22 protein-coding genes are annotated in these 24,425 nt (G+C 71.0%); 13 read left to right on the top strand and 9 right to left on the bottom strand.

Annotation, left to right across the window (positions count from 1 at the left end; genetic code table 11):
- Positions 1–29 precede the first annotated feature (29 nt).
- Positions 30–905, top strand: coding sequence for a neutral zinc metallopeptidase (locus tag ACFXOO_RS09950; protein WP_378842556.1), 876 nt, complete (start codon positions 30–32; stop codon positions 903–905).
- Positions 905–1,879, top strand: coding sequence for a prolyl aminopeptidase (gene pip / locus ACFXOO_RS09945; protein WP_394563435.1), 975 nt, complete (start codon positions 905–907; stop codon positions 1,877–1,879). The genes ACFXOO_RS09950 and pip overlap by 1 nt, the downstream gene beginning before the upstream one ends.
- 11 nt (positions 1,880–1,890) lie before the next feature.
- Here the strand turns inward: pip and ACFXOO_RS09940 are convergent, their stop codons facing one another.
- The gene (locus tag ACFXOO_RS09940; RefSeq protein ID WP_394563434.1) at positions 1,891–3,549 is read right to left on the bottom strand and encodes a GMC family oxidoreductase; all 1,659 of its coding nucleotides are present in this window, start codon (positions 3,547–3,549) and stop codon (positions 1,891–1,893) included.
- Positions 3,546–5,345: an aldehyde dehydrogenase family protein gene (locus ACFXOO_RS09935; protein WP_394563433.1), complete on the bottom strand. Its 1,800-nt coding sequence runs from the start codon at positions 5,343–5,345 to the stop codon at positions 3,546–3,548. The genes ACFXOO_RS09940 and ACFXOO_RS09935 overlap by 4 nt, the downstream gene beginning before the upstream one ends.
- A gap of 88 nt (positions 5,346–5,433) precedes the next feature.
- On the opposite strand from ACFXOO_RS09935, the gene ACFXOO_RS09930 reads away from it, so the two are divergent.
- Both ACFXOO_RS09930 and ACFXOO_RS09925 read left to right on the top strand, forming a co-directional pair.
- Positions 5,434–6,720 carry an alpha-amylase family glycosyl hydrolase gene (locus ACFXOO_RS09930; RefSeq protein WP_394563432.1) on the top strand — a complete coding sequence of 429 codons (1,287 nt, stop codon included), beginning with the start codon at positions 5,434–5,436 and terminating at the stop codon, positions 6,718–6,720.
- Positions 6,721–6,789: 69 nt separating this feature from the next.
- Positions 6,790–8,202 (top strand): GMC family oxidoreductase, encoded by a 1,413-nt coding sequence (locus ACFXOO_RS09925; protein ID WP_394563431.1) that lies wholly within the window; start codon positions 6,790–6,792, stop codon positions 8,200–8,202.
- Between the two features lie 13 nt (positions 8,203–8,215).
- Here the strand turns inward: ACFXOO_RS09925 and ACFXOO_RS09920 are convergent, their stop codons facing one another.
- Positions 8,216–8,914 carry an alpha/beta hydrolase gene (locus tag ACFXOO_RS09920; protein ID WP_394563430.1) on the bottom strand — a complete coding sequence of 233 codons (699 nt, stop codon included), beginning with the start codon at positions 8,912–8,914 and terminating at the stop codon, positions 8,216–8,218.
- A gap of 95 nt (positions 8,915–9,009) precedes the next feature.
- Between ACFXOO_RS09920 and ACFXOO_RS09915 the strand changes: the two genes are divergently transcribed.
- Positions 9,010–9,528 carry a glycine cleavage system protein R gene (locus tag ACFXOO_RS09915; protein ID WP_378842570.1) on the top strand — a complete coding sequence of 173 codons (519 nt, stop codon included), beginning with the start codon at positions 9,010–9,012 and terminating at the stop codon, positions 9,526–9,528.
- A 4-nt stretch (positions 9,529–9,532) separates the two neighbouring features.
- Here the strand turns inward: ACFXOO_RS09915 and ACFXOO_RS09910 are convergent, their stop codons facing one another.
- The gene (locus ACFXOO_RS09910) at positions 9,533–11,329 is read right to left on the bottom strand and encodes an alpha/beta hydrolase fold domain-containing protein (RefSeq protein ID WP_394563429.1); all 1,797 of its coding nucleotides are present in this window, start codon (positions 11,327–11,329) and stop codon (positions 9,533–9,535) included.
- A complete protein-coding gene (locus ACFXOO_RS09905; protein WP_378852748.1) occupies positions 11,326–12,687 on the bottom strand; it encodes a DUF222 domain-containing protein in 1,362 nt (453 codons plus the stop codon). Before ACFXOO_RS09905 ends, ACFXOO_RS09910 begins: the two co-directional genes overlap by 4 nt.
- A gap of 314 nt (positions 12,688–13,001) precedes the next feature.
- On the opposite strand from ACFXOO_RS09905, the gene ACFXOO_RS09900 reads away from it, so the two are divergent.
- From ACFXOO_RS09900 to ACFXOO_RS09890, 3 genes are all read left to right on the top strand, one after another.
- Complete coding sequence (locus tag ACFXOO_RS09900; RefSeq protein ID WP_394563428.1) at positions 13,002–14,735, top strand: AMP-binding protein; 1,734 nt, start codon at positions 13,002–13,004, stop codon at positions 14,733–14,735.
- A gap of 65 nt (positions 14,736–14,800) precedes the next feature.
- The gene (locus ACFXOO_RS09895) at positions 14,801–15,862 is read left to right on the top strand and encodes a GNAT family N-acetyltransferase (RefSeq protein WP_378852752.1); all 1,062 of its coding nucleotides are present in this window, start codon (positions 14,801–14,803) and stop codon (positions 15,860–15,862) included.
- A gap of 151 nt (positions 15,863–16,013) precedes the next feature.
- Positions 16,014–16,871 (top strand): SGNH/GDSL hydrolase family protein, encoded by an 858-nt coding sequence (locus tag ACFXOO_RS09890; protein WP_394563427.1) that lies wholly within the window; start codon positions 16,014–16,016, stop codon positions 16,869–16,871.
- Here the strand turns inward: ACFXOO_RS09890 and ACFXOO_RS09885 are convergent.
- On the bottom strand, positions 16,840–17,274 hold the full coding sequence (locus ACFXOO_RS09885; RefSeq protein ID WP_378842582.1) for a hypothetical protein: 435 nt from the start codon (positions 17,272–17,274) through the stop codon (positions 16,840–16,842). The genes ACFXOO_RS09890 and ACFXOO_RS09885 overlap by 32 nt on opposite strands.
- A 142-nt stretch (positions 17,275–17,416) precedes the next feature.
- Entirely contained in the window at positions 17,417–18,157 is a 741-nt protein-coding gene (locus ACFXOO_RS09880) for a sulfurtransferase (protein WP_378842584.1), read from the bottom strand.
- Between the two features lie 70 nt (positions 18,158–18,227).
- On the opposite strand from ACFXOO_RS09880, the gene ACFXOO_RS09875 reads away from it, so the two are divergent.
- The 3 genes from ACFXOO_RS09875 to ACFXOO_RS09865 are packed head-to-tail and all read left to right on the top strand — an operon-like array spanning position 18,228 to position 20,715.
- The gene (locus tag ACFXOO_RS09875; RefSeq protein WP_378842586.1) at positions 18,228–18,917 is read left to right on the top strand and encodes an acyl-CoA synthetase; all 690 of its coding nucleotides are present in this window, start codon (positions 18,228–18,230) and stop codon (positions 18,915–18,917) included.
- Positions 18,914–19,261 carry an amino acid transporter gene (locus tag ACFXOO_RS09870; protein WP_394563426.1) on the top strand — a complete coding sequence of 116 codons (348 nt, stop codon included), beginning with the start codon at positions 18,914–18,916 and terminating at the stop codon, positions 19,259–19,261. Before ACFXOO_RS09875 ends, ACFXOO_RS09870 begins: the two co-directional genes overlap by 4 nt.
- A gap of 59 nt (positions 19,262–19,320) precedes the next feature.
- Entirely contained in the window at positions 19,321–20,715 is a 1,395-nt protein-coding gene (locus tag ACFXOO_RS09865) for a pyridoxal phosphate-dependent decarboxylase family protein (protein WP_394563425.1), read from the top strand.
- Positions 20,716–20,734: 19 nt separating this feature from the next.
- Here the strand turns inward: ACFXOO_RS09865 and purB are convergent, their stop codons facing one another.
- Positions 20,735–22,114 carry an adenylosuccinate lyase gene (purB, locus tag ACFXOO_RS09860; protein ID WP_394563424.1) on the bottom strand — a complete coding sequence of 460 codons (1,380 nt, stop codon included), beginning with the start codon at positions 22,112–22,114 and terminating at the stop codon, positions 20,735–20,737.
- A gap of 35 nt (positions 22,115–22,149) precedes the next feature.
- On the bottom strand, positions 22,150–22,656 hold the full coding sequence (locus ACFXOO_RS09855) for a low molecular weight protein-tyrosine-phosphatase (RefSeq protein WP_394563423.1): 507 nt from the start codon (positions 22,654–22,656) through the stop codon (positions 22,150–22,152).
- Between the two features lie 111 nt (positions 22,657–22,767).
- Between ACFXOO_RS09855 and ACFXOO_RS09850 the strand changes: the two genes are divergently transcribed.
- On the top strand, positions 22,768–23,055 hold the full coding sequence (locus ACFXOO_RS09850) for a hypothetical protein (protein ID WP_394563422.1): 288 nt from the start codon (positions 22,768–22,770) through the stop codon (positions 23,053–23,055).
- The gene (locus tag ACFXOO_RS09845) at positions 23,055–24,425 is read left to right on the top strand and encodes a hypothetical protein (protein WP_394563421.1); all 1,371 of its coding nucleotides are present in this window, start codon (positions 23,055–23,057) and stop codon (positions 24,423–24,425) included. The genes ACFXOO_RS09850 and ACFXOO_RS09845 overlap by 1 nt, the downstream gene beginning before the upstream one ends.

Genomic DNA, 24,425 nt, shown 5'->3' with positions numbered 1-24,425 from the left:
CCCGAGCGCATCCCCAGTACGGTGTCCACATGACCTTCAACGACAACGCAAAGGTCGGCCGCACCACTGCGCGTCGTCGGGGCCGCGGTGTCGCCATCGCGGGCGGCGGCATCGCGGGCGTCGGCGCCATCGCGGTGCTGCTCATCAGCCTGTTCACCGGGCAGGACCTCAGCGGTCTCCTCGGCGGCGGCGCCGCGCAGCCCGCGGGCGGTGACAGCGGCAGCGAGATCGCGAACTGCGAGACGGGCGCCCAGGCCAACACGAACGACGACTGTCGTCTGGTGTTCGCCGCGACCGTCATCGACGAGTACTGGGAGACGAACGTCGAGGGCTACCGGCCGCCGCAGCTGATCATCGTCGACGGGTCGACCTCGACGCAGTGCGGCACCGCCTCCAACGCGACGGGACCGTTCTACTGCCCGCCGGAGGAGACGGTGTACGTCGACCCGACCTTCTTCGGCCTGCTGCGTTCGCAGTTCGATGCGACGGCGGGCCCACTCGCCCAGCTGTACGTGCTGGCGCACGAGTACGGCCACCACGTACAGCAGATCACGGGCGTCATGAACGACCACCCCGACAACGGCACCGGCCCCGACAGCAACGGGGTGCGCACCGAACTGCAGGCCGACTGCTTCGCCGGCGCCTGGGTGGCGTACGCCCCCGACATCGTCGACGACAGCGGCACGCCGTTCCTGCAGACGCCGACGCCCCCGCAGATCGATGACGCGCTCAATGCCGCGGCATCCGTCGGCGACGACCACATCCAGCAGGAATCGGGCGGAGCGGTCAACCCCGAGAGCTGGACGCACGGATCGAGCGAGCAGCGCCAGCGCTGGTTCACGACGGGCTTCGACGGCGGCCCGAACGCCTGCGACACCTTCAGCGTCCCGGCGAGCGGACTGTGATGCAGGTGTCGGGACTCGATTCGCTCTACCCGCCCATCGAGCCGTACGAGACCGGCGAGCTGCTGGTGGGCGACGGCAACCGGATGTACTGGGAGCAGAGCGGCAACCCCCAAGGCAAGCCGGTCGTCTTCCTCCACGGCGGGCCCGGATCGGGCTCGTCCCCGTGGCATCGCCGCTTCTTCGACCCCGAGCGCTACCGGATCGTGATGCTCGACCAGCGCGGATGCGGGCGGAGCACCCCGCACGTGAGCGCTGCCGACGCCGACCTGCGCTTCAACACGACGTGGCATCTCGTCGCCGACATCGAACTGCTGCGCCGCAACATCGGCATCGACCGATGGCAGGTCTTCGGCGGCTCGTGGGGGAGCGCCCTCGCGCTCGCGTACGCCCAGACGCACCCCGGCGCGGTGTCGGAGCTCGTGCTGCGGGGCATCTTCACCCTCCGGCGGCACGAGCTCGAGTGGTTCTACGAGGGTGGGGCATCGTCGATCTTCCCCGATCTGTGGGAGCAGTTCACCGCTCCGATCCCGGTGCTCGAGCGGTCCCACCTCATCGAGGCCTACCACCGCCGGCTGATCGACCCAGACCCCGCGGTGCATGGTCCAGCCGCGATGGCCTGGACGACGTGGGAGGCCTCGACCCTGACCCTGCGACCCGACCCGAACCTCGTGGCGTCGATGACGGATCCCGACGCCGCCACCGCGTTCGCCCGCATCGAGAACCACTACTTCATGCACGAGGGCTGGTTCACCGAGGGGCAGCTGATCGCGAACGTCGGCATCATCCGCGACATTCCGGCCGTGATCGTGCAGGGGCGGTACGACGCCTGCACGCCCATCATGACCGCGTGGGACCTGCATCGGGCGTGGCCCGAGGCCGACCTCGTGGTGGTGCCGGATGCCGGGCATTCGGCCTCGGAGCCGGGAATCGCCGCCGCCCTTCGCGCCGCGACCGATCGGTTCGCCGGGGCCTGAGCAGCCGCGGGTCACCTCGACGAGCTACGACCACGGAGCAGGTCGGCGGCGACCTCCCCGATCACGATCGCCGGCGCGTTGGTGTGGCCGCGGATGAGGTTCGGCATGACCGACGCGTCCGCGACGCGCAGTCCGCTGACGCCACGCACGCGCAGTGCGGGGTCGACGACGGACGAGGAATCCGTTCCCATCCGGGCCGTGCCGACCGGGTGGTACAGGGTGTGGGAGTAACGGCGCATGGCCAGTTCGGCCCGCTCGACGGGCGTCATGTGCTCGCCGCCGGCGGGCTGTATCCACCCTCCGGTGGTCACGGTGCGCATCGCGTCGGTGTCGATGAGCTCCTCGCACGCCGCGAGCCCCGCGCGCAGCGTCTCGGCATCGATGCCGTCGGCGTCGCTCAGGTAGCCGGGATCGATGAGGGGTTTGTCGCGCGGGTCGGTCGAGGCGAGCCTGATGGTGCCGCGACTGCGCGGGCGCAGGAGGATGGCGCCGACGGTCAACCCCTCGGCGGGAAGCGGGACGAGACCCTCGCCGACGTAGGGCGCGGACGCGAAGATGATCTCGATGTCGGGGAGGTCGGCCGCCATGCCGATCCGGTCCGCGACCGCGGTGCGGACGAACCCGTATGCCTCGGCGACGTTGGAGGTCAGCATCCCGCGACGCCGCAGCAGATAGTTCGCGAGCTCGGCGGGCTTCTCGGCCGCGTACAGCGTGCCGCCCCGCGCAGCCGGTGCGAGCCCCGCGACGAGGTGGTCGCGGAGACCCTCGCCGACCTCGGGGGAGTGGGCGACGATCCGGATGCCCCGCTCTCCGAGGTGCTCCGCCGGACCGATGCCGCTCAGCAGGAGCAGCTGCGGCGTGTTGACGGCGCCTCCGCAGAGGATCACCTCGCGGCGGGCGCGGGCATGACGGGTGATGCCGTCGATCTCGAGATAGACGCCGGTGGCGCGCGGCACGGCGGGATCGTCCGGCCCGGCCTCGAAGGTGACACGGCGCACCAGCGCGCCGGTGACGACGCGGAGGTTCGGGCGGCCATTCGCGGGGCGGAGGTAGGCGTCGGCGGTCGAGGAGCGCGACCCCCGATGCTGCGACACCATCGTGCGGGAGAACCCCTGGCCGGCCGGGAGGTTGGCGGCCGTGACCCGGTGGCCGGCCTCGCGCGCCGCGTCGAGGAATGCCGCGGTCTGCGGACGCGGATCGCGCTGATGTTCGATCGGCTGCGCGCCCGCGGCGCCCTGGGTCGGGTCGGCGGGGTCCTCCGTGCGCTCCACCCGCCGGAAGTAGGGCACGAGGGCTTCCCACGACCACGCGGGACCCGCGGCATCCGCCCACTCGTCGTAATCGGCGGCGAACCCCCGCACCCACATCATCGCGTTGAGGGACGACGAGCCCCCGAGGGTCTTGCCGCGCGGCCAGTACACCGTGCGGTCCTCGAGTGCCGGCTGCGGAACGGTGTCGTAGTTCCAGTCGAAGGGTCCGCGGAAGAGCTTCGAGAACGCCGCGGGGACGTGCAGCTCGAGCGCCGTGTCGGGCGCACCGGCCTCGAGCAGCAGCACGGTGACATCCGGATCCTCGGTCAGACGCGCAGCGAGGGCGGCGCCGGCCGAGCCGGCGCCCACCACGATGTAGTCGGCCTCGTCGACGCGGGCCGCCGCAGATCTGCCACTCACGCCCGGAACGCCTGCACGAGCGTCGCCGCCAGGCGCGGCAGGTTGCCGTCGATCTTGAAGCGCGTGAAGCCCTCGCTGACCGCGGCACCCGTCCGCGAGGTGACGAACCACGGCGGCTTGGGAAGCACGCTGAACGTGCCCGGGCGCCCGATGGCGCCGGCCGAACGCGGGAACGGCCGGAAGGGTCCGCGCACGACCGATCGCTCGACGCGGTCGAGCAGATAGCCGTTGTGCACGATGCCGATCCCGCTCTGCACGTCATCGGCGGTGCCGCCGGGGAACGCCCCCCACGTCACGGTGGGGGTGAGGAACGCGAACGCCGTCCACGTGTTGATCGCGATCGCGCCGTAGCGCAGATCGGCGATCGCGCGCTCGAAGCCGTCACCCAGCGCCGCGAGCGTCGTCGGGTCGATGAGCACGTTGGCGCCGAGCGTGCCGGTGAGCTTCTGGTTGGCGTGCGCGACCGCCGCGTCGAGGAACTCCTGGCCGTTGCCCGGCAGAGAGACCACGCCGAGGACCGGGGCGAAGTACTCGGTCGTCTCGAGCGCCGTCGCGTCGGCGTCGGCGTCCAGCTCGACGAGTGCACGAGTGCGGTCGGCGTTCCAGATCGCGGAGGGATACGCGGATGCCGCGGCCTGCAGCTTCTCGTCGGCCTTCGGGTACCAGACCGACCTGGCCGGCGCGGCGTCATAGGCCGTGGCGAGCGCCGTGAGGAAGGCCTCGCGCTGCGGCCAGTCCGCGCTCACGATGACGACCTGGCCGGCGATGCAGTTGTGCCCGCTGTTCTGCAGACGCATGGTCGCGACGTGCTCGGCGTGGAAGCGCAGATCGGCGTCGCTCCAGGCGCCCGGCACGATGATGACCGGAGAGACGCCCCCGAGCTCGGCGGTGATCGGCTTGTGGAGGGCGGGCCGGTTGTCGCGCCGGTTCTGCTCACCGGTCTCGCCCGGTCCCCAGACGATCGCGTCGAATGTGGTCGCCGCGCCCGTGATGTGCACGTGCGCGATCCCGGGATGCCCCGTCAGGTGAGCGCCCACGTCTCCCGCGCCGCGGACGATCCGCAGGAAGCCCGGCCCGATGAGCGGCGCGAGCGCCCGCTCGTAGATCGGCACCAGCGCGTCCTGGGTGGGGTTGACCTTCAGGATCACCGTGCGGTTGTGGGCGAGCAGCTCGTAGAAGACGTCGAGCACGGGGATCGACGTGACGTTGCCGGCGCCGAGGACGAGCCCGACTCCGCCACTCGCGGTCGGTCGACGTTGCCCGAGCCCCGCCGAGCCCACCGCCTCTTCGGCGGTCACGCCGGGCTGAAGCCACACTTCACCGGTGTAGCCCGAGAGCAGGAGCCCGTCGATGGCACGGGAGGGGAACGTGTGCGCGCGGATGCGTCCGCCGGGCGCAGCATCCGTCCGTACTCCCTCGAGCGGGCTCCGACCCGACGCGAGCGCGCGCAGCGACACGAGGTACGCGTCCAGCGACACCAGGACCGCGTAGGGGCCGGCGAGCCACTCCTCGCCGCGGAGCGGATGCCCCGGCGCGAGGTCCTTCGAGAGCGACGCGGTGTCGGCCCACTCCTCGGCCACGGCGCCGACCGCGGCGCGCACCCGCTCGAACAGACGCGCGCGCTGACCCAGCGTGAGCCGGGACCACGTGCGGGCGCCGGTTGCGAGCTCTGCGATCGCATCGTCGACGACCGTGAAGCGCGGGTCGTCGGACGGGCGCGGGGAGCTCGGGCTGGCGGTCTCGGTGCGGGACCCGTTCGCGATGGAAGACACGGCGCTCTCCTTTGTGCGGTGCATCCAGCCTACGACTGCGCGGCCGGGGTCGCGGTGGCGTCGGACGGCCGCTCGACGCGCGCCGGTAGTCTGTGGAGAGACGGGGGGATGCATGGGCGAGACGACGAACGATCCCCGCGACTGGGTGCGGCACGTCATCTGGTGGCACGTGTATCCGCTCGGTTTCACAGGCGCGTACCCCGATCCGGAAGACGGCGGGGACCACGGCCTCGACCGCATCGTCCCGTGGCTCGATCACCTCGTCGAGCTGGGTCTCTCCGGGCTCGCGCTCGGACCGATCTTCGCCTCCGCCACGCACGGCTACGACACACTCGACTTCGATGTGGTCGATGCGCGTCTGGGCGGGGACGAGGCGTTCGACAGGCTGGTCGCGGAATGCCGGCGGCGCGGCATCCGGATCCTGCTCGACGGGGTGTTCAACCATGTCGCGCCCGCCTTCGCCCATCAGGGGTGGATCCGCTGGGGCGCCGACGGCGAGCCCGAGACGTTCGAGGGGCACGGCGGTCTGCTCGAGCTCGACCACGACGACCCCGACGTCGTGGACGCGGTGGTCGAGGTGATGAGCCGGTGGCTCGAGCGCGGGGCGGACGGCTGGCGACTGGATGCCGCGTACGCCGTCGATCCGCGATTCTGGGCGCGCGTGCTGCCGCGGGTGCGGGAGCGTCATCCGTCCGCGTGGTTCTCGGGTGAGGTCATCCACGGGGACTTCGGCGCGTTCGTGACCGCCGCGACCGTCGATTCCGTGACGCAGTACGAGCTCTGGCAAGGCATCTGGCACGCGATCTCCGACCGCAACCTGTTCGAGTTGGCGCACGCCATCGAACGTGACAACGCGATGCTCGACGTGTTCGTCCCGACGACGTTCGTCGGCAACCACGATGTGACCCGGCTGTCTTCGGCGATCGGCGCGGATTTCGTGCCGCACGCGGTCGCACTGCTGTGCACCCTGGCCGGCACGCCGATGATCTACGCGGGCGATGAGGACGGCCTCACCGGAGTCAAGGAGGAGCGCTTCGGCGGCGATGACGCCGTGCGTCCCGCTTTCGCCGACGCTGCACCCGCCGCCGATGCTTTGAGTCCCGCCGCCCGGGCGCTGCGGACGGTGCATCACGACCTCCTCTCGCTGCGACGGCAGCACGCCTGGCTGCACAGCGCCCGCACCGATGTCATCGACGTGGCGAACACCTCCATCGTCCTGCGCACGGCGACGGCCGACGACGGGGTGGTCACCGCGCTCAATCTGGCGGACGGACAGGTCGAGCTTCCCGCGGCGGATGCGATGCGGGTCCTGGCCGGTGAAGCCACGGTCGCGGACAGCATGGTGCGCCTGCCCCCCCGCGGCTGGGCGGTCCTGTCCACCCGCCCGTCCGGCGACTGACCGGGCGACGGACTCGCCCGGTCCGGCGCCGCGGCGGCAGCGCTGCGGCAGATGTGCGACGCTGGCAGGGTGCAGCGGGCGGTGGTGATCGGGGCGGGCAGCGCCGGATGCGTCGTCGCGTCGAGGCTCGCCGATCGTTACGACGTCGTCCTGATCGAGGCGGGGCGTCCCGCGGATGCCGGTGCCGTCGGCGACGCACACGACGCGGTCGCCCATCCGCAGACGTGGGCGTTACCGGGTCAGCTGACCGCGGACCGCCGGTGGACGGCGATGCCCGGTCGCGTCGTCGGAGGCTCATCGGTGGTCAACGGGGGGTACTTCGTCGCGCCGGGGGAGTCCGATCTGCGCGACTGGCACGAGGCAGGGGGAGACGCCTGGGAGCCGAGCAGGGTCGCCGCTCAGCTCGATGAAATCACGACGCGGTGGGGCGTGCCGTTGGCCCCCCAGACGCACCCGATCGCTGTCGCCTTCGCCGCCGCCGCTGAGGCCTCCGGCCTTGACCGCGGTCTGCTGGCCCTGCGCACCACGGTCGCCGACGGCGTGCCCCGCAACATCGCCGACGAGCTCACCCCGCGAGGGTCGCTCACCGTGCGCAGCAACTGTCGGGTCCTGCGCATCGAGGTCGAGGATGGCCGTGCGGTGGCCGTCGACATCGCCGACGCCGAGGGGGAGCGCGAACTGATCACCGCCGACGAGATCGTCGTGTGCGCGGGAGGCTTCGGCACCCCGCGTCTGCTGCTCGCCTCGGGCATCGGCCCTGCCGATCAGCTGCGCGCCGCCGGTGTCCACCCGGTGGCCGACCTGCCCGGTGTCGGCACTGCTTTCAGCGATCACCCCACCGTATGGGTCGAGTGGATGCCCACGCCCGAGTTCGCCGCGACGTCGGCGCGGCCGGAGGATGCGTATGGTGCGTTCCCCGTGGCGCTGCAGCTCAGCGCCGACGGCGGACCGGGCGAGGACCTCGAGATCCTCGCGTGCACGCAGCCCCCCGACCTCGAGGCGCGCGCGGAGACGCGCGATTCCCCGTTCGGTGTGATCGTGGGGTTGCAGCGTCCCCGCACGCGCGGCACGGTGGCCGTGGCATCGGCCCGTCTGCTCGCAGCGCCGCGGATCGACTACCACTACCTCGAGGACGCCCGCGATCGCGCGGCGCTGCGTACGGGTGTGCGTGCCGCGGCGGGGATGCTGCGATCCGCGCCGTTCGCCGGGCTCGTGGCGGGTCTCGTCGACCTGGACGACCTGACGCTGCGCGACGACGACCTGCTCGACGGGTGGATCCGCGAGCGGCTGGGAAGCGCCGCCCACACGTGCGGGTCGGCGCCGATGGGCGTCGACGACCTGGCGGTGGTCGACGGTGCGGGTCGCGTGCGCGGCATCGCGGGGCTGCGCGTGGCCGACGCGTCGGTGCTGCCCCGCGTGCCGTCGCGGGCTCCCGCGGCGGCGGCCATGCTGGTGGGCGCGATCGTCGCAGACCAGATGTGACGCGTCTGCGGGGTCAGCTCCGCGCGGCGCCCTCGATGATCTCGGCGACGGCCTCGGGCTGAGAGAGGAACGGGGAATGGCTGGTGTCGAGTCGGTGCACCTGCGATCCGGAGCGTGCAGCCAAGGCCTCCTGGGCGAAGACGGGGAAGATCACGTCCTGTTCCGTGACGATGTACGTCGTCGGTCGATCGCGCCACGCGACGGTCGTCAGCGTGTCGGTGAATGCGCGAAGGCTCTGCGGTCGCAGCTTGGCGGTGTACGCGTCGGCCGCCGCCGGGTCGACGTCGCCGTAGAAGAGCGTCTGGGGTGGCTGGGCGTCGTCGCCCGCGGTGGCGAGCGCGCCGTCGATGTGCCACCAGTCCGGCGCGACACCGCCCACCGAGGCAAGAAGCGATTCGCCCTCATCGAGCACGAATGCCGCGATGTACACGATGTGGCGCACGCGCGGATCGGTTGCCGCCTGAGTCGTGGGCACCCCGCCGTAGGAGTGTGCGACGACCGTGACGGGGCGGTCGATGCCCGCGATCGCGGTGGCGACGGCGTCGGCGTCGTCGGCCAGCGCGAGGTCGGCTTTGTCGTCGGCGTGCACCGTGGGCAGGTCTACCGTGTGGACATCCCATCCCCGAGCGCGGAGGATGTCTGCGGTCGGTTCCCAGCACCACGACCCGTGCCAGGCCCCGTGCACGAGGAGGATCGTCGAGTCATCGGCCATGGTGGCTCCTTCGTTGGCGGATCGTCGGTGATCCGGAGTTCAGGATAGGGCGCCGACCCGCTCGGTGCGAACACCGAGCGGGTAGCATGCGAGACGTGGCCAGATTCGTCCTCACCCTCGTCGGAGCCGACCGCTCCGGTCTCGTCGCCGCGGTCGCGGAGCGCGTGCGAACGCACAGCGGCAACTGGGAGAGCAGTCAGCTGGCGGAGATCGCGGGAGTGTTCGCCGGCGTCGTCCAGATCACCGTTCCCGACGCGCAGGCGGCTGATCTGCTCGACGCGCTCGGCGCGATGGATGGTCTCGCCATCACCACCCACGAGGGCTCGGACGATCCGCCGGCGCGGGTCGACGATCGCGTGGTGGCGCTCACGGTTCTGGGCAACGACAGGCCAGGCATCATCGGCGAGGTGACGGCGGTGCTCGGCACCCACCGTGTGAACATCGACCGGATGACGACCGAAGTGCGCGATGCCTCGATGTCGGGGGGCAGCCTGTTCGAGGCATCCGTCACCGCACATGTTCCCGCCGCCGTCGACGTCGAGGCGCTGCGCGACGATCTGGAACGCATCGCCAGTGAGGTCCAGGTCGACATCGCCTTCGCTGCTCCGGCTTAGCGCCTCAGCGGGGCAGGAAGTGGCGGCGGGCGAGCGGCGCGATCTCGAGCTGTTCGGCATCCGATCCGGTGACCCAGCGCAGCTCGGCGATCTCGGCGGCGGCCACCGGCACGCTCTCGCCGATCTCGACGGCGAACACGTCGGCGACGACGACGAACCCCGGTTCGTTCGCGGCGTCCTCGCGGAACGTACCGAGGGGACGCAGGTCGTCGAGGCGGGGGCGGATGCCGATCTCCTCGTCCAGCTCGCGCACGAGCGTCTCCGCCGGGGACTCGCCCGGGTCGGGCTTACCCCCGGGCTGCATGAAGGCGGTCGTCCCCTGCTTGCGGACGACGAGGAGGCGCCCTTCGCGGTCGGTGATGACGGCCGCCGAGACACGGATCTCTCGCGTCGGTTCGGCGTCGGCATCGGCGTCGACGTCGTGCAGTCGTCGGAGTGCAGCGACGACGTCCGCGTGCCAGCGCCGGGCCGCGGCGAGAACGCCGGTGAAGATAGACACGTCGTGTGTGACGCCGAGATATCGGACCACACTCGCCTCGACGCCCGCCCGACGCAGGGCCGCACCGTAGGCGGCGCCGTCGCCGCGGAGCGGGTCGTATTCGGCGGTGAGGATGACGGCGGGTGGGAGGCCCGCATGGGATGCCGCGCGCAGGGGTGAGGCGAGGGGGTCGCGTGCGTCGGCGGGATCGGGCAGATACGTGCGGGCGACGGAGCGCATCTCGCGGATCGCGATGAAGCTCGGGATGCCGAGTGCCCACGTCGCGCGCAGGTCGACGTGCGCTCCGGTGAGGTCGACGACCGGGACTTCGAGCACCTGCAGGCGAAGCGGCACGTTCGCCCTGTCCCGGTTGGCGAGGGTGACGGCCGCCGCGATCCCTCCACCCGCGGAGGTGCCGCCGATCCCGATGCGATCGGGATCGATGCCGTGGTGGCCGGCGTTCTCGCGGAGCCACGTCAGGGCGGCGTATCCCTGTTCGACCGGCGTCGGGAAGCGGTGTTCGGGCGCGAGGGCGTAGTCGACTGCGACGATCGCGACACCGGCGTCGATTGCGCGGCGACGGTAGGCCGCATCCGTCGTCGGATAGTCGATGCCCCCGATGCGGAACGCGCCGCCGAAGAACATGAGCATCGCCGGTATCGCCGCGTCGTCGGCGGGCGGGCGATAGATGCGCACCCGCACGTCGGGGTAGCCGCTCACGGGGATCGTGTGTTCCGAGATCGGCAGGTCGGGTCCGGCCGTGCCGACGTTCTTGAGCTCGTCGCGGTCCCAGGCGAGCGCCTTGCGCCGATTCTTCGCGCGAGCGACGGCGGAGGGCGACTTCTTCGCGGCGGCCGGGCGAGCGGCCGTCTCCGGTGCAGATGTGGACGGGGCGGGAGACGCGACGGCCGGGAGGCGGCGGCCGCCCAGACCGGGGAAACGTCCTCTCAGCTCTGCCATTCGTTCCGTGACGCGGGTGAGGCGGCCCTTCAGCTGGGCGCGCACCTGCGTGAGCGCCTTCGACAGGAGGTAGCGGCGGTGGACGCGGAGGCGTTCCGCGAAGAACGGGTCGAGCGGCATGGTCGGCCGTCCTTTCGCGTGCGAGTGTGTCCCGCGAGGGTATCGCGCGGCCACCCCCGACTCCGACCCCGCCCGGACCCGGACGCCCGTCATGACCGTGGCGCTCATGACACTCACGTCGCCCACGGCGCTCATGTCGCCCACGGCGCTCACGTCGCCCACGGCGCTCACGTCACCCACGGCGCTCACGTCACCCACGGCGCTCACGTCACCCGCGGCGCTCACGTCGCCCGTAGCGCTCACGATGCGAGGTCGTAGCGGGCTCTCCCGCCCAGCCGCGGCGTGCGGTGCACGTCTATCCACGGGGGTGGGATGAACCACACGTTCATGCGCGTTCCGGGCCCATCGACGCGGATCTCCCATCCGTCGTCGTGAATGCGATGGTGACATGTCGTGCACAGAAGGATTCCGTTGGCGAGATCCGTCGGACCGGAGTCTCTGCGCCACCACCGGATGTGGTGGGCCGCCGTCATGCCGGGCGGAAGCCCGCAGAAGGCGCACCCGCCGTCTCGCTCGGCCAACGCGAGCTTCTGGGCGGGGGTGAAAAGCCGCTTCGCCCGGCCCCAGTCGAGGATCTCGCTCGCACCGCCGAGGATGCACGGGATCACCTGCGCGTCTCCCGCCATCCGGCGGGCCGTTCCGATCGACACCGGCCGGCCGATGCCATCGATCGTCGCCACCCCGTGGCCCGAGTCCAGATCATCGAGCGACATGCGCACGACCACGGTGGTCGACGGCGCCGTGGGCACCTGGTCGCATCCGAGAGCGTGGCGACACAGGTCGGCGAGGGCGTCGGCGCGCATCTGCTTCACGGAGCGCTGATCAGCGATCGCCTCTGCCGCCCCTCCGCCGCTGCCCGCCGCATCATCCAGATCACGGCGACGGAGCATGCCGGATACCAGGCCCTCGACCGCCGCCTTCACCGGAGCACCCGACTCCGGGTCGAGCACGCCCTCGACGCGGATCATGCCCCAGCGATCCTCGACGATCGAGAGGCCGCGCTTGCCGCGCAGGTCTTTGTCACGCGGCTCGAGCCCATCGGGATCGAGATGAGCCTCGGCGCGGGCGATGAGCTTCTGCAGCTGATCGGCGGCGAGGCCGTGGCACTGCTTCACGAGCGCACGTTCCATCTGATCGACGGCAAGGCGATCAGCCCGCATCTCGACCCTCTCGAGCATGGCGCAGATGGCTGACGCCGCATTGACGCCGAGGACGCCGGTCTGGAGCGCCGCGGCCACGTGCCGCCGTCGCGCGGGTGCTTTCTCGCCGCTCAACGTCATCCGTGCAGCCGTGGCCTCGCCCACGGCGACGATGCGGATGGCATCCCCCACGGTCGCGCCGGTGGTCGCTGAGATCAGGGAGGCGGGGGTGCGGAACCCTTGGCGCCGCGCCAGGGAGTCTCTGCCCAGCTCTGTGCGTGACTGTCGGGCGATCTCGGCGGCAATGGGCGCGTAGGCCGCGTCGAGGAGTCGCCGGGCGACGCCGAATGACTCGTTGACCGCCATCAGCTCGGTAGGAGTGAGCGCCCCCGGGGCGCGATCGCCGCCGACCGAACGCAGCGCGTCCAGCGCTGCGGCGAGATCATCGAGTGGTGCGGTCATGGAGCAAATCTACCGCACCCTACCGACATAGTTTAGAAGATAGTTACTATCTGTGGCTGATCGACGACTGAACTAGCGGTAGATATCTGGGAAGGAGGAGTTCCGACAGTTTCTGCGAGATGAGAACATATGGACTACTCGCCAAGGCTCGCCGAGGTCCAGGAGCTTTTCGTCTCGCCGCGCCCGCTTGCTCGGCGACCCGCAAGACTTAGGCTTCACCACGCACCACGCACCACGCACCACGCACCACGCACCACGCACCACGCACCACGCACCACGCACCACGCACCACGTCACCGACAACGGAGCCGCCCATGTCCTCTCCCGAGCGCCGGGCCACCGCCGCCACCCTCGCGATCCGAGAGGCGCGCGACTTCCTGTTCGCGCACGCCACCGATTACGACCGTGCGGTCGCGGGGTTCGCCTGGCCCGAACCCGAGGAGTTCAACTTCGCCCTCGAGTGGTTCGACGTCGTCGCCGCCGAGCACCCGCATCGACCTGCCGTGACGATCGTGTCGGCCGACCTCGCGGCGCAGTCGTGGTCGTACGGCGACCTGTCGCTCCGGTCCGACCGGGTGGCCAACTGGCTCCTCGGCCTCGGTATCACCCGGGGCGATCGGGTCATCGTCATGCTCGGCAACACGATCGAGATCTGGGAGGTCATGCTCGCCCTCACGAAGATCGGCGCCGTGTCGGTGCCCACGTCGACCCTGCTGACCGCGCACGACCTGGCCTATCGCGTCGAGCACGGTCAGGCCCGCGCGGTGATCGCCCCGACCGCCCTCGCCGATCGCACCTCTCTGCTCGACGAATCGGTGATCCGCATCGGCGTGGGCACCGATACCCCCGCCGGCTGGGTGAACACGGATGCCGCGGCCGAGGCATCCGTTCCTTTCGAGCCCGATGCCCCCACCCCCGCCTCGGACCTCAGCCTGCTCTACTTCACATCGGGGACGACGTCCCGTCCGAAGCTCGTCGAGCACACGCACATCTCTTATCCGATCGGTCACCTGTCGACGATGTACTGGCTCGGCGTCCGGCCCGGCGACGTGCACCTCAACATCTCGTCGCCCGGCTGGGGCAAGCACGCGTGGAGCAGCTTCTTCGCGCCCTTCCTCGCGCAGGCGACAGTGTTCGTCTTCAACTACGCGCGCTTCGACGCGCTCGAGCTCATGAACGTCATGCAGGCGCACCAGGTCACCACGTTCTGCGCACCGCCCACGGTCTGGCGCATGCTGATCCAGGCCGACCTGACGCAGCTGACGCACCCCCCACGGGAGCTGCTCGGCGCGGGAGAACCGTTGAACCCCGAGGTCATCAGTCGGGTGCGGGATGCCTGGGGTTCGACGATCCGCGACGGATTCGGTCAGACCGAGATGACCTGCGCGGTCGGCAACTCTCCCGGACAGGTGGTCAAGGACGGGTCGATGGGTCGCCCGCTGCCCGGCTACCCGGTCGTGCTGCTGGACCCCGCGACCGGCGACGTGGTCGCCGGCGAGGGGGAGATCGGGCTGGATCTCTCCGATCGGATCGTCGGCCTGATGGCCGGCTACCACGACGCGCCCGAGGCGACGGCGATCGCGTGCCGCGACGGGTTCTTCCACACCGGCGACATCGCGTCCCGCGACGCCGACGGCTACCTGACGTACGTCGGACGGGCCGACGACGTGTTCAAGGCGTCGGACTACAAGATCTCGCCGTTCGAACTCGAGTCCATCCTGCTCGAGCATCCGCTCGTCATCGAGGCGGCCGTGGTGCCCAGCCCCGACCCCGTGCGCCTCGCCGTGCCGAAGGCGTACATCTGCCTGACGGCGGCGGGGGAGGCCGAGCTCGAAGCGAGCGCCCGCGACATCTTCGCCCACGCCACCGCGCGGCTCTCGGGGTACCAGCGGATCCGCGTGGTCGAGTTCGTCCCAGAGCTCCCGAAGACGATCTCGGGCAAGATCCGTCGCGTCGAGCTGCGCGAGCGCGAAGCACGGCGCATCGCGGGCGCGGCGTCCGATGAGGATGCGAACGGCATCCAGTTCCACGACCGCGACTTCCGCTGAGTCGCGCCGATCCGTGCCGTCGGTGCCACCTGCGCCGACGGGGGCGGCCGACCTAGGCTGGGGGCGTGAGCAGCGACACCCCCGCGACCGATGGTGATTCCGCGACCGATCTCGGTCCCCTCGCCGAGCGCGTCGGGCACCCCGGTGAGCCCGCGCAGCCGCAGCACCCGCTGATCGCCCGATGGCGGAACGCGGCCCCGGCCGACATCGATGCGATCCATGCCGTGGTGGCCGCCGCCGACCGTGTCGACCACCCGACCTGGGTGACGCCCCGAGAAGACGTCGCCGACACCTTCGACCTGCCGCACATCGACCACGGCCGCGACACGATCCTCGCCGAGACGGCAGACGGCGTGGTCGTCGCCGTCGGCTCATCCATGCGGCACTCCTCGACCGAGACGCGCATCCAGGTCGACCTCGACGGCGCCGTCCACCCCGAGTGGCGCCGGCGGGGCATCGGGACCGCGGTGATCGGCTGGCAGTACGCGAGGGCGCTGCAGCAGCTCGCCGAGTCCGACACGAGCCTGCCCGCCGTGATCGAGGTCTACGCCCACGAGGGCGACGACGGGCTCGTCGCTCTCGCCGAACAGCTCGGGCTGCGCACCGAGCGATGGTTCACCACCATGGAGCGCGACATGGCACTCCCGCTGCCCGAGATCACCGGGACGGAGGGCATCCGCTTCGTGCCCTACACGGCCGATCGCGCCGAAGACGCGCGTCAGGCGCGCAACGACGCGTTCCGCGACCACTGGGGGAGCCTCACCTCGTCGCCCGAGCGGTGGCAGAAGTTCGTCGAGGGTCCGTTCCTGCGCCCCGACCTCAGCACCCTGGCCCTGGACGGCGATCGGGTCGTCGCCTTCGTGCTCGCGTCGGTCAACGAAGACGACTGGGAGTCCCTCGGCGCGACGAACTCCTATATCGACCTCATCGGAGTCGTGCGCGACCACCGCGGCCGCGGTCTCGCGCCCCGCGCGATCGCGCGCACTCTGCGGGCGATCGCCGATGCGGGTCTCGAGCGCGCCGTCCTCGACGTGGACACCGCGAGCCCGACGGGCGCGAACACGCTGTACGAGCGCCTCGGATTCCGCGCGACGGACCGCGAGCGGGCTCTCGTCCGACGCTTCTGAACGACGGATGCCGCGGCATCCGTCGCCCGGCGGCCCGGGCGCCGTCGATCACGGACACGACACCCCGCATCCCGTCCGGCGGTGGCGGCGTCTCCCGTCCGTCAACGGTCTCGACACCGGTCGTTCATCGATGTCTGGTTGAACGGAGCCGATGAGCCGCAGCATCCGCCACCCCGCCGTCATCGCCCTCGGTGCGCTCGGCGCGCTCCTCGCGGGCGCGGGCGTCGGGTCGACCATGCTGCTGCGGCGGCAGGCGGCTCTCGCCCGACAGCGCATCGGCAAGCCGCACGGCGAGGTGCCCGACGCCGACCGCACGTACAAGCCCGCGCGCGGCAATCCGATCGAACTGCTCGTCCTGGGCGACTCGATCGCCGCGAGCCTCGGGGTCGCCACTCCGAACGAGACATTCGGCGCGCGTCTGGCGAAAGGCATCAGCCGCAGCACCCGGCGCGCCGTCACGCTCCGGACGGCGGCCGTCGTCGGCGCCGAGTCCTCCATGCTGGCCGCCCAGCTCGCGTCACTGCCCGCGGACTACCGAGCGGATGTCGCGGTCATCGTCGTGGGCGGCAACGACGTCACCCACCGCGTACCCGTCGACACCTCGGTGCGACACCTGTCCGCCGCCGTCCGCGCCCTGCACGATCGCGGCAGCGCGGTCGTGGTGGGCACGTGTCCCAACCTCGGCGCGCTCCGCCCGGTGCCGCAGCCCCTGCGCGCCCTCGGCGGCAGGGCCTCCCGACAGCTCGCTGTCGCGCAGCGCGCCGCCACCCTCGGCCTGGGCGCGTACGCCGTCGAGCTGGCGGCCGTCGTGGGTCCGTTCTTCATCACGAACCCCGACGAGATGTTCAGCCTCGACCGCTTCCATCCCTCAGCCCTCGGCTACCGGCGCACCGCTGCGGCCGTGCTCCCCTCGGTGCTGGTGGCCCTCGGCGGCGCCGAGCGGCTCCCGTTCGGCCATCATGCGCCCGAGAACGGTCTCACCCGACCGCCCGTCGGATCAGCTCGGTAAGCGTCTTCTTCGTCGCCGGCGTGAGCTTCGCGAGGGCGTAGGACGTCGGCCAGATATCGCCGTCATCGAGCTGGGCGGGGTCGCTGAAGCCCAGCGTGGAGTAGCGGGTCTTGAATTTCGCCGCCGGCTGGAAGAAGAACACCACCTTCCCCTCGGCGTTCGCGTAGGCCGGGAATCCGTACCAGGTCTTGGGCATGAGCTGCGGCGCCTCCTTCGAGGCGATCTCGTGCAGGCCCTCGGCCAGCACCTGCTCGTCGGCCTCCATCTCGGAGATCGCTTTCAGCAGCAGTGCCTCGCCGGCCGCGCGGTCCTTGCCCGCCTTCGCCTCCGCGCGCAGCTCCTTCGCGCGGTTCTTGACGGCATCGCGCTCCTCCTGCGACAGCCCGTCCGATGTCGTGGCCATGGGTGCTCCTTCGTTCGTGCGGTGCCGGATGGCGTTCCTCACCTCGACGCTACGGGCGGGGACGTCGGCACGCTTCTCCGATCCTGCTCGATGCCGGACCGGTGCGCCAGGTCGGGCCGGCTCCGACTCGCAACGAGCCGGTTCAGCGCGGCGAGAGCCCCGGAGTCAGCGCTTCGCGCTCGTCGAAGACGAAGCAGTCGCCCGTGAAGTGCGCACCGCCGACCTGCTCGAAGTACGTGAGGATGCCTCCATCGAGCTGCAGGACGTTCGGATGGCCTTCCTCGCGCAAGTGGATGGCCGCCTTCTCGCAGCGGATCCCACCCGTGCAGAAACTCACGACGGTCTTCCCCGCGAGATCCGCGCGATGGGATGCCGCGGCATCCGGGAACTCGGTGAACTTCTCGAGGCGCCAGTCGAGAGAGCCCTCGAACGTGCCGTAGTCCACTTCGAAGGCATTGCGGGTGTCGAGCATGACCACTTCCCGCCCGGCATCGTCGTGGCCCTGGTCGAGCCAGCGACGGAGGGTCGCGGCGTCGACCGCCGGCGCTCTGCGCTCGGACGGGCGGATGGCCGGGTGATCCATGCGGATGATCTCGCGCTTGACCTTCACGAGCATCCGGCGGAACGGCTGCGTGCGCGACCAGCTCTCCTTCGGGGCGAGGTCGGCGAAGCGGTCGTCTCCACGCAGTTCGTCGACGAGGCCGCGGACGTCGTCCGGCTGCCCGGCCAGGAAGAGGTTGATCCCCTCCTCGGCGAGCAGAATCGTGCCACGCAGCGCCCGCGCTCGCGTGGACGCCGCCAGCTCGTCGCGGAGGGTCGGGAGTTCGCCCTCCCCGGTGAGCGGGGTGAACAGGTAGGCGGAGATGTTGAGCACGCGATCCATCGGCCCGGAGTCTACTGCGGCGCGACGACTTAGACTGGAGTGTCCCCGTCTCTCCTCTGGAACCATCGTGATGTCAGCCACTCCCGCCCGCACCTTCGACGTACGGCACCTGCAGATCGCCCGCGCGATCTTCGCGGCGATCGCGGCCATCATGATCACGTTCTCGCCCGATCACTCCGCGGCGGTGGGACTCTCGGTCTTCAGCGGCTTCGCGATCGCGACCGGTCTGGTCTTCCTCCTGGCGGCATGGCTGGTGTATCCGGCAGGCGCGCGGTGGCCGTCGGGGACGATGGGCGCGCTGTCGATCGTCGCCGGCATGATCGCGGGCATCGTCGGCATCCGCTCCACCACCCTCTTCTTCTCGGTCGTGATCTCCTGGGCGCTCGTGATGGGTCTCGTCGAGACCGTTTCCTGCGTCCGCGAGCGCAGCGCCGCCTTCGCCCGAGGCGATGCGGTGGCCCGGAACGCCGCGCGCGACGGCCTCACGGTCGGCATCATCACGATCGTCGTCGGCGTCGCGCTGCTGTTCGTCCCGGCCCAGTACGCGCTGCAGTACTACATCGACGACGCGAACCAGTACTTCACCCTCACCGGGATCACGATCGGGGTCGGCATCTTCGGGGGGTATGCCGCGATCATCGCCGTGTACCTCGCGATCGCGGGCCTCTCGCCCCGGACCCGCCCCGACGAGGCATCCGAAGCATCACAGGACCGCGTGGCCGCGCAGCCCGCCGACGAGGCGCCCGGAGGCACCGCATGACCGATCCGACACCCAAGCCCACGACCCGTCGCGACCTGATGAAGCCGGTGCAGCTGCTCGCCTTCGCCTTCGGAGCGGCTCTGTTCGCGGGCGTCGTGACGCTCATCTCGATGGGGTTCTTCCAGCAGCGCGAAGCCGGTCAGTCCGAACGGGCGCTGGTGGTCGGCGCGATCGTGTTCGGTGTGACGTTCATCGTCGTCCTGGTCGGTCTCGCGCTGATGCTGCTGGCCGTCGACCCCGCCCAGGTCACGAAGGGGCTCGACCGCCCGGTGCTGCTGGACAAGACCGGTGACCACAATGCGCCGGATACCTCGCCCTCCGGTGAGACAAAGCCGCGAGGCTGACACCACGTATCGTGTGCGATGGCGCGCATGAGCGTGCCTCTCGATCGCCAGGAGACACGATGCCCGCACCGATCCGCCCCGAGGGGATGCACACGATCTCGGAGGGGACCACCTCCACCGTCGACGAGGTGCTCGAATACGCCCGCCGTCGTGCCCTCTACGCGGGGGTGCCGCTCGACAAGCCGATGACCCCGAGAGACCTCCAGCGCCTCGCCTCGGGATCCATCACCGCCGAGGGCATCGGCTCGCGGCGCGCGATCGCCATGTTCGAGAACGTGCTGGCGCCCGCCTGCCTCTCGACCGACCACCCCGGATACCTGTCGTTCATCCCCTCGGCGCCGAGCAAGGCCGCGCTGGCATTCGACCTCGTCGTGTCGGCGTCGTCGATCTACGGGGGCTCGTGGGTCGAGGGTTCGGGTGCGGTGTTCGCCGAGAACGAGGTGCTGCACTGGCTCGCTGCGGAGTTCGGCCTGCCGGCCGGTGCCGGCGGCGTGTTCGTGCAGGGCGGCACGATCGGCAACCTGTCGGCGCTGGTGACGGCGCGCGATGTGGCTCGACGCCGCAATCGTGAGTCCGGACGACCCGACCCCGCCCGCTGGGTCATCGTCTGCAGCGCCGAGGCGCACTCGTCCATCGCGTCGGCCGCCGCCGTCATGGACGTCGACGTCGTCGCCGCCGCCCCCGGCGCCGACGGGCGCCTGCGCGGTGACGCGGTCGCGGCGGTGCTCGCGGAGCACGGCGACGCGGTCTTCGCCGTGGTCGCCACGGGCGGCACGACGAACTTCGGCATCGTCGACGACATCGCGTCGATCGCCTCCGCGACCAAGGGGGCGCCCGGCCGGGAGATCTGGCTGCACGTCGACGGCGCCTACGGCATCGCCGCCATGCTCGTCGAGGAGATGCGGCCCGCATTCGCGGGAGTAGAGCACGCCGACTCGGTCATCGTCGACCCGCACAAGTGGCTCTTCGCGCCGTTCGACGCGTGTGCGCTGCTCTACCGGGAGCCGGCCCTCGCCCTCGGCGCGCACACGCAGAAGGCCGAATACCTCGACACCCTCACCGAGAAAGCGGACTGGAACCCCTCCGACCTGGCCGTGCAGCTCACGCGCCGCGCACGCGGACTGCCGCTGTGGTTCTCCCTCGCCACCCACGGGACGCAGCAGTATCGCGAGACGATCGGCCACAGCATCCGACTCGCCCGTCGCATCGCCGACGAGATCACCGCGCGCGACGGTCTGTCGCTCGTGCGCGATCCGCAACTCTCGGTCGTGGTGTTCCGCCGCGAAGGGTGGAAATCGGCCGACTACCAGGCCTGGTCGGACCGTCTGCTCGAGGAGCAGCACGCGTTCGTCGTGCCGAGTTCGCACCATGGCGAGCCCGTGCTGCGCTTCGCGATCATCAGCCCGATGACGTCGTACGAGCTGCTCACCGGAATCCTCGACACGCTCGCCTGACGACAGGACGCCCCGGCCGCTACGGGCGCTCGACCAGCTCCGAGGCGAGGCCGACGTAGCTCGCCGGCGTCAGCGCGAGGAGTCGCTCTTTGGCGGCCTCGCCGATGTCGAGGCCGCGCACGAACTCGGCGAGATCGGCGGCTCCGACACGGCGACCCCGGGTGAGGTCCTTCAGCAGCGCATAGGGGTCGGTGATCTTCGAGCGGCCGGCGGTGATCTCCGCGCGGACGACGGTCTGGATCGCCTCGGCGAGCACTTCCCAGTTGGCGTCGAGGTCGGCCAGGAGCACGTCTTCTGCCAGTGAGATCTCGCCGAGACCGCGCTGCAGGTTGTCGAGCGCGAGCAGCGAGTGCCCCAGGGCGACGCCGATGTTGCGCTGGGTGGTCGAGTCCGTCAGGTCGCGCTGCAACCTGCTCGTGACCAGCGTCTGCCCGAGGGTCGCCAGCAGTCCGCCCGCGATCTCGAGGTTGGCTTCGGCGTTCTCGAAGCGGATGGGATTGATCTTGTGCGGCATCGTCGAGGATCCGGTGGCGCCCTCGACGGGGATCTGCGCGAAGTATCCGAGCGAGATGTAGGTCCAGACATCCGTGGCCAGATTGTGCAGGATGCCGCCGGCATGACGCACCCGGTCGTAGAGCTCCACCTGCCAGTCGTGCGATTCGATCTGCGTCGTGAGCGGGTTGAACCCGATGCCGAGGCTGTCGATGAACGCCCCGCACAGCTCGATCCAGTCGACGTCGGGCTCGGCCGCACTGTGCGCGGACCACGTGCCGGTCGCGCCGGAGAACTTCGCCAGGTACTCGGATGCCGCGACCTGCGCCGCGACGCGCTCGAGACGCCAGGCGAACACGGCGAGCTCCTTGCCCATCGTGGTGGGGGTCGCGGGCTGACCGTGGGTGCGCGCCAGCATCGGCGCATCCCGGTGCTGGATCGACAGGGCGCGGATCGTGTCGATGACGCTCACCAGCTTGGGCAGCCACACCTCCACCACCGCCCGCTGGACGGTCAGCGCGTACGACGCGGAGTTGATGTCTTCACTGGTCGCGGCGAAGTGGGTGAGCTCGGCGATGGCGTCGAGCCCGAGCGTCGAGAGGCGGTCGCGAACGAGGTACTCGACGGCCTTGACGTCATGACGGGTGACGGCCTCCTTCGCGGCGAGCCAGTCGATCTCGCTCTGCCCGAAATCGACGTAGAGCGCGCGCAGGCGCTCCTTGTCGGCGTCGGAGAGCGGTGCGGTCCCGAACAGCGAGCGGTCGGTCAGCACGATCAGCCATTCCACCTCCACTTCGGTCCTCGCACGGTTCAGACCCGCCTCCGAGAGATGGTCGGCGAGCTCGGCGACGACGGCACGGTAGCGGCCGTCGAGCGGGCTGAGGGGCTGAGGGGGAAGTGAAGGCACGGTGCTCCCGTCGGGATGCGGCGCGCTGCCCGCGGTCAGGTCGCGGGGCGGATCGCAGGTTCGAGCTGCCGGAAGAGCGACCGGCTGGCGCTTTCGATCATAGCGAGCACCTCGTCGAACATTCCGGGGCCGGCATAGTACGGGTCGGGCACGTCCAAGGTCGAGGCGCGGGCGTCGAACGACATCAGGAGGGCCACTTTGTCGACGTCGGACTCGTCGCGTGCCCACGTGTGCAGGATGCGCTCGTGGCTCCGGTCGAGGGCGACGATGAGGTCGCTGCGCGAGAAGTCCGCGGGGGTGAACTGCTTCGCCCGGTGGTGGGTGCCGTCGTAGCCTCGACGTTCGAGCGCCTGGATCGTGCGCTGGTCCGCGCGCTCGCCGACGTGCCAGTCGCCGGTGCCGGCACTGGTGGAGACCACGCGATCACCGAGGCCCGCGGCATCCGCGAACCATCGGAAGACGACCTCGGCCATCGGGGACCGGCAGATGTTGCCCGTGCAGACGAAGACGACCCGGAAGGGCTCGTCGGCGCTGGCAGTCATCCCCCCATTCTGGCCCCGATCCCCTCCTGCACAGGAGCCGATTCGCCCCTTTCCTCCCCGGATGCGGCGACACCGCCGATCGACCGGTGATCGCGAGCGGATGCTGGGACCATGGCGATCGACGACTCCTGCGGCGGCGGCGCATTCACCGCAGACACGCTGCGACGGGTGGGGCGGCAGCTCTCCGAGGCGTCGCACCGGCTGGGCCTGGTCGCGCACTCCTCGGCCCACCTCGCGGCGGCGACCGATTGGCAGACCACGGCGGCCCGGCGTTTCCACGATGCGGTCGCGGTGTGGCGCGCCGAGGGAGCGGCATTGGTCGGCGGAGTGGATGACACCGCGGGGCGGGTGGAGTGGGCGCAGCTTCGCGCCTCCCTGCGGGACGGCGGGTGGTGCTGATGACAGGTGCGGCGGGTGCGACAGACGGTGGGGACATCGACATCCGAGGCGGGGGCGTCGTCGCGGTCGACACGACGACGCTGCGCGAGGTGGCCGCCCGCTTCGCCGACCTGGCTGACGAGCTGCGGCAGATCGGCGTCCTCGTCGGATCGGCGGGCGGGCAGCTGTTCGCGCTCGGGAACGAGGGCTGGGACCTCGCGAACGAGGTCGAGCAGCTGCGGCGGCGGGTGCAGCAGGCAGACGACGCCGCGTCGGACTTCGACATCGAGCTGCGCAGCGCGGCCGCCACGTACGAGACCATTGAGCTGCGCGCCGAGCGTGCGGTGGCAGCGGCCGCCGGAGACGTCGACGGTGTCGTCGCCCTCGACGCCCGCGCGGCCCTCATCGCCGGCGAGTTCCCCGGAGCGGCGGAGGCCGCCTCCGCCCAGCTGAACGGGCGGGGGATGCTGTGGCCGAGGGGTCTCGCCGAGCAGGCGTCGGCCGCGCAGCCGTGGTGGCTCCCCGGCGTCGGCCCGGTGGCCGGGCTCGCCACGGCGGGGTTCTGGCAGGGCGTCCGCGCGGCGGGGGAGGGAACGGTCCCCTCCGGTGCGCTCCTGCGGCCGACCGGCGCGACCGCAGCCGTCACGGTGCTGCACCGCTCGCGGACCGAAGCGGCCCCGACATCGCTCGCCGGCGCCGCGGCGCGGATCCCCGGTGGTGAGGGCCAGGAGCGGGTGCGCGTGGAGAAGTACACGATGCCCGACGGCTCCCGGCAGTTCGCCGTCTACGTGGCCGGAACGCGGTCGGTCGACGCGCGCGGCGGTCGCGACGCCTTCGACATGACCTCGAACCTCCAGCTGTACGGTGGGGCGCGCTCGTCGTCATACGAAGCGACCGTCGAGGCGCTGCGACTCTCGGGCGCGCGACCCGGTGACACCGTGCACGAATTCGGGCATTCGCAGGGGGCGATGATCGCGGCCCACGTGGCGCTCGAAGGCGGATACGACACGAAGACCCTCGTCTCGTTCGGTTCGCCCGTCGAGGCCGACGTCGGCGCGGGCACTCTCAGCGTCAGCCTGCGCCACACCGACGACCCGGTCGCCGGTCTCGAAGGTGGCGGCCACGCCGAGGCGGTGGGAGCGCGGGGCAGCTTCGTCGCCGAGCGTCTCGCCGACCCCGCGACGGGCTGGCGCGACGTGAAACTGGCCGCTCACGGGATCGACGGCTACACCGCGACGGCGGAGATGCTGGACGTCTCGCCCGACCCGCGCATGGCGCCCGTTCGTGCGCTGTTCGCCGAACTCGGCACGGCCACATCGGTCGAGACCGTCCAGTACGCCGCGGAGCGTCCCCAGGCCATCCCGCATCCACAGCCGGGGGGACTCCCCTGA

It is taken from the genome of Microbacterium sp. P03 (assembly GCF_043556235.1).
Lineage (GTDB): Bacteria > Actinomycetota > Actinomycetes > Actinomycetales > Microbacteriaceae > Microbacterium.
Note: the sequence above shows the minus strand (reverse complement) of the source record. Positions and strands in the feature narration are given on the sequence as shown.